This window comes from Acidimicrobiales bacterium (assembly GCA_035316325.1).
Taxonomy (GTDB): domain Bacteria; phylum Actinomycetota; class Acidimicrobiia; order Acidimicrobiales; family VFJN01; genus DASXTK01.
Genome location: DATHJB010000213.1, coordinates 1 through 4,132, shown reverse-complemented (window position 1 = coordinate 4,132; position 4,132 = coordinate 1). Strand labels below are relative to the sequence as shown.

Below are 4,132 nucleotides of genomic sequence, written 5' to 3'. Positions count from 1 at the left end.
CCCCCGGGGACGTGCGGCCACCACACGAGCACCGACCGACCCTCGGCGTCGAGCGTCGCCGCGGCGGCGGCGAGCGGCTCGGCGTTGCCGCCGTGGCCGGACACCAGCACCACGCCGGCGAAGGCGTCGGCGGAGCGGACGAGCTCGACGACCAGGTGCTCGACCGCCGCCTGCCCGATCGAGAGGGTGCCGGGGAAGTCGGCGTGCTCGCCGCTCGAGCCGTAGGGGACGGCGGGGGCGACGGCCACGTCGTCGCGGGCGTCGGCCAGCCGCCGGGCCAGGGCGGAGGCCACCAGGGTGTCGGTGGCCAGCGGGAGGTGCGGGCCGTGCTGCTCGGTGGCCCCGAGCGGCACGACCAGGAGCGTGGCGGCGGCGCGGCCGTCCAGCTCGGTCCACGTGGCCTCGCCCAGTTCGGGCGCGAGGGAGGGCAGGCCGGAGGTCACAGCGCCAGCCCTCCGTCGACCGGGACGACCGCGCCGGTGATCGCGCCGGTGTGCTCACCGGCGAGCCAGACGATCGCCGCGGCGATCTCGTCCGGCTCGATCAGGCGCTGCGCCGGCTGCTGCGGGGCGAAGGACAGCCCGCTCGGCAGCCCGTAGAGGCGGGCGCTCTCGGTCAGGATCGCCGTGTCGGTGGATCCCGGGCTCACGGCGTTCGCCGTCACCCCGGTGCCGCCCAGCTCGGCGGCCAACGCCCGGACCAGGCCGGTCACCCCGGCCTTGGCCGCGCAGTAGACCGCCAGCAGCGGCATCCCGCGGGTCGCCGCCGCCGAGGCCACGGCGACGAAGCGCCCGGTGCGCGGCTCCGGGCGCCGCAGCAGCGCGGGGATCGCGCCCCGGGCCAGAGCTAGCACGCCGCCCAGGTCGACGTCGAGCACCGCCTGCTGCTGGCCGACCGGCATCTCCCACAGCGGTACGCCACCGGCGATCACCCCGGCCGCGGCGACGGTGACGTCGAGGCCGCCCCACCGCCGCTCGGCGGCGGCGACCGCGTCGGCCATGGCGGTGGCATCGCGGGCATCGGCCGCGAGGGCGTGCACCGCGTCCGGACCGCCGCCGGCGGCCGCCGCCTCGACCACCACCTGCTCCAGGTCGTCCCGGGTGCCGAGCGGGTAGGGGAGCGCAGGGTCGTCGGCGCACCGGTCCACGGCCAGCACCGCCCAGCCCTGCGCCGCCAGGCCGCGGACCGTCGCGGCGCCGATGCCGCGGGCCGCTCCGGTGACCAGCGCCACCCGCGTCGAGGGATCCGTCATGGCCACAGAGGACCCCGACGGAGGCGACCGGGTCCTCAGTAGCCCCTACCAAGAATCCCGTAGGCACTACTGAGGACCAGATCAGGGCCGTCGTGGTCGGCTGCCCCCATGGACGCAGCCCCGCATCCCACCGCAGAGCCTGGGCCCGCCGTGACGTCGTCGGTCGCGCCGACCGAAGAGGCACGACCCGGGTCGCCGGGCGAACCCGAGGCCGAGCTGCTCGTCGAGGACCTCCTCGTCGAGGAGGTGTCGATCGACGGGATGTGCGGTGTCTACTGACACCCGCCACACCCACGACACCCGCCCGCGGCCGTTCGACCTGGACGCCGGGTGGCAGCTGCACCCGCAGGTGTCGGTCCGGCCGGAGCGCTTCGGTGCGCTGCTCTACCACTTCGGCACCCGCCAGCTGTCGTTCCTGAAGAGCCCGAAGCTGCTGGCGGTGGTGGACCGGCTGGCGACCTCGCCCAGCGCCCACGGCGCGTGCGTCGCCGCCGGAGTCGTCCCCGCCGAGCTGCCGAGCTACCGGAGCGCTCTGGCCACCCTCGCCGCCTCGCAGATGATCCGTGAGAGGACCGACCGATGAGCGCGACGGCCACGCTGCCCCTCGTCGACCGGTTCGAGCACGGCCTCGACGCGCCGATCTGCCTGACGTGGGAGCTGACCTACGCCTGCAACCTCGCCTGCGTCCACTGCCTGTCCAGCTCGGGCCGGCGTGACCCCCGTGAGCTCACGACCGCCGAGTGCAAGGCCGTGATCGACGAGCTCGAGCGCATGCAGGTCTTCTACGTCAACATCGGTGGGGGCGAGCCGACCGTGCGGCGGGACTTCTGGGAGATCCTCGACTACGCCACCAGCCACCACGTCGGCGTGAAGTTCTCCACCAACGGCAGCCGGATCGACGCCGCGGCCGCGCGCCGGCTCGCGGCCGACGACTACGTCGACGTCCAGATCTCCGTCGACGGCGCCACCCCTGACGTCAACGACGCGGTCCGCGGCGAGGGCTCCTACGCCACCGCCGTGCAGGCCATGCGCCACCTCGCCGACGCCGGCATGCGCGGCTTCAAGCTCTCCGTGGTCGTGACCCGGCACAACGTCGGCCAGCTCGACGACTTCAAGGCGCTCGCCGACCGCTTCGGCGCCCAGCTCCGGCTGACGCGGCTGCGGCCGTCCGGGCGGGGCGCCGACGTGTGGGACGGGCTGCATCCCACCGCCGACCAGCAGCGCACCCTCTACGACTGGCTGCTCGCCCACGGCGACCAGGTGCTGACCGGCGACTCGTTCTTCCACCTGTCCGCCTACGGCGATCCGCTGCCCGGGCTCAACCTGTGCGGCGCCGGGCGGGTCGTCTGCCTGATCGACCCGATCGGCGACGTGTACGCCTGCCCGTTCGCCATCCACGAGTCGTTCCTCGCCGGCAACGTGCGCGGCGACGGCGGCTTCGCCCGGGTCTGGGGCGAGTCCGAGCTGTTCACCCGCCTGCGCGAGCCCCAGACCGGCGGCGCCTGCCGCGCCTGCGCCCACTACGACACCTGCCGGGGCGGCTGCATGGCGGCCAAGTTCTTCACCGGGCTCCCGCTCGACGGACCCGATCCCGAGTGCGTCGAGGGCTACGGCGAGGCCGCGCTGGCCGGGGTCGACCCCATGGCGACGCCCAAGCCGGGCATGGACCACTCCCGCCGGTCCCGCGTCCAGAGCGGTCCGGTGCCGGTGACCATCGGCCGCCGGCCCGACCGGGCCTGCGAGACGAGCCCGCTGGCCGCGTCGGCGGCTGGCAGAGGAGGACACTGATGGAACTCGCGCTCCTGGCACTTCGCCTGGTCGTCGGTCTGACCTTCGCCGCCCACGGTGCCCAGAAGGTGTTCGGGCTCTTCGGCGGCGGTGGCATCTCGGGCACGGCGGCCGCCTTCGACCAGATCGGCCTGCACCCCACCAGGTTCCAGGCGTGGGTGGCCGGGATGGCCGAGCTCGGCGGCGGCCTGCTGCTGGCCGTCGGCCTGGCGACCCCCTTCGCCGCGGCGGTGCTGATCGGCGCCATGGTCGCGGCGGTGCTCACCGTCCACCTGCCCAGCGGGTTCTTCAACACCAGCAACGGCTACGAGTACAACCTGGTGCTGGCGGCCGCGGCGTTCGCGCTGGCCGGAACCGGGCCGGGGGACTGGTCGCTCGGGAACGCGCTCGACGTCGAGCTGGCCGGTACGGGCTGGGCGCTGGCCGCGCTCGGCGCCGGCGTGCTCGGTGGCGTGGGTGCCGTGCAGATCGGCCGCCTCGTGGCGGAGCGCGCCGCTGGTCACACGCAGCCGGAATCGACGCGGGCCGCGTGACGCGGACCCCGGGAAGCAGAGGAGACACCGCTATGGCACGTCTGGATGGAAAGGTCGCCTTCATCACCGGGGCGGCTCGAGGTCAGGGTCGGAGTCACGCCGTCCGGCTGGCGGAGGAGGGTGCCGACATCATCGCCGTCGACATCGCGTCGCAGATCGACTCGGTCCCCTTGTCCATGGCGACACCGGAGGATCTGGCACAGACGGTCAAGGAGGTCGAAGCCCTCGACCGGCGCATCGTCGCCCGCCAGGTCGACGTCCGCGACTACGACGCGCTGAAGGCCGCGCTCGACGACGGCGTCGCCCAGCTCGGTCGGCTCGACATCGTGTCCGCCAACGCGGGCATCGTCAGCTTCGGCCGGGCCGAGGAGCTGCCCGACCAGACCTGGCAGGACATGATGGACGTCAACCTGACCGGTGTGTGGCACACGGTGAAGGCCGCCGTGCCCCACCTGCGGGCGGCCGGCGGCGGCGCGATCGTGCTCACGAGCTCGGCCGCCGGTCTCGGGGCGTCGCCGAACCTCGCCCACTACGGCGCGGCGAAGACCGGCCTGATCGG

Annotated in this window: 7 protein-coding genes; 5 read left to right on the top strand and 2 right to left on the bottom strand. The window is 74.3% G+C overall.

Annotated elements, in window-relative coordinates; all coding sequences use genetic code 11:
* Together VK611_27945 and VK611_27940 are read right to left on the bottom strand one after the other, a co-directional pair.
* Positions 1-443, bottom strand: a 443-nt coding sequence (locus VK611_27945) for a creatininase family protein (protein HMG45197.1), incomplete at its 3' end; no start/stop codon positions are given.
* Positions 440-1,252 (bottom strand): mycofactocin-coupled SDR family oxidoreductase, encoded by an 813-nt coding sequence (locus VK611_27940; GenBank protein HMG45196.1) that lies wholly within the window; start codon positions 1,250-1,252, stop codon positions 440-442. The genes VK611_27945 and VK611_27940, both read right to left, overlap by 4 nt.
* A 150-nt stretch (positions 1,253-1,402) precedes the next feature.
* Between VK611_27940 and mftA the strand changes: the two genes are divergently transcribed.
* From mftA to VK611_27915, 5 genes are all read left to right on the top strand, one after another.
* Complete coding sequence (gene mftA, locus VK611_27935) at positions 1,403-1,531, top strand: mycofactocin precursor MftA (GenBank protein ID HMG45195.1); 129 nt, start codon at positions 1,403-1,405, stop codon at positions 1,529-1,531.
* Positions 1,521-1,835 carry a mycofactocin biosynthesis chaperone MftB gene (mftB, locus tag VK611_27930; protein HMG45194.1) on the top strand — a complete coding sequence of 105 codons (315 nt, stop codon included), beginning with the start codon at positions 1,521-1,523 and terminating at the stop codon, positions 1,833-1,835. Before mftA ends, mftB begins: the two co-directional genes overlap by 11 nt.
* Positions 1,832-3,040 carry a mycofactocin radical SAM maturase gene (mftC, locus tag VK611_27925; GenBank protein ID HMG45193.1) on the top strand — a complete coding sequence of 403 codons (1,209 nt, stop codon included), beginning with the start codon at positions 1,832-1,834 and terminating at the stop codon, positions 3,038-3,040. The genes mftB and mftC overlap by 4 nt, the downstream gene beginning before the upstream one ends.
* Positions 3,040-3,573 (top strand): DoxX family protein, encoded by a 534-nt coding sequence (locus tag VK611_27920; protein ID HMG45192.1) that lies wholly within the window; start codon positions 3,040-3,042, stop codon positions 3,571-3,573. Before mftC ends, VK611_27920 begins: the two co-directional genes overlap by 1 nt.
* A gap of 32 nt (positions 3,574-3,605) precedes the next feature.
* On the top strand, positions 3,606-4,132 hold a 527-nt coding region (locus VK611_27915; protein HMG45191.1), incomplete at its 3' end, for an SDR family NAD(P)-dependent oxidoreductase.

Coding starts and splice junctions, on each gene's coding strand:
- mftC (HMG45193.1), top strand. CDS start 1,832: ATGAGCGCGACGGCCACGCTGCCCCTCGTCGACCGGTTCGAGCACGGC.
- VK611_27940 (HMG45196.1), bottom strand. CDS start 1,252: ATGACGGATCCCTCGACGCGGGTGGCGCTGGTCACCGGAGCGGCCCGC.
- VK611_27920 (HMG45192.1), top strand. CDS start 3,040: ATGGAACTCGCGCTCCTGGCACTTCGCCTGGTCGTCGGTCTGACCTTC.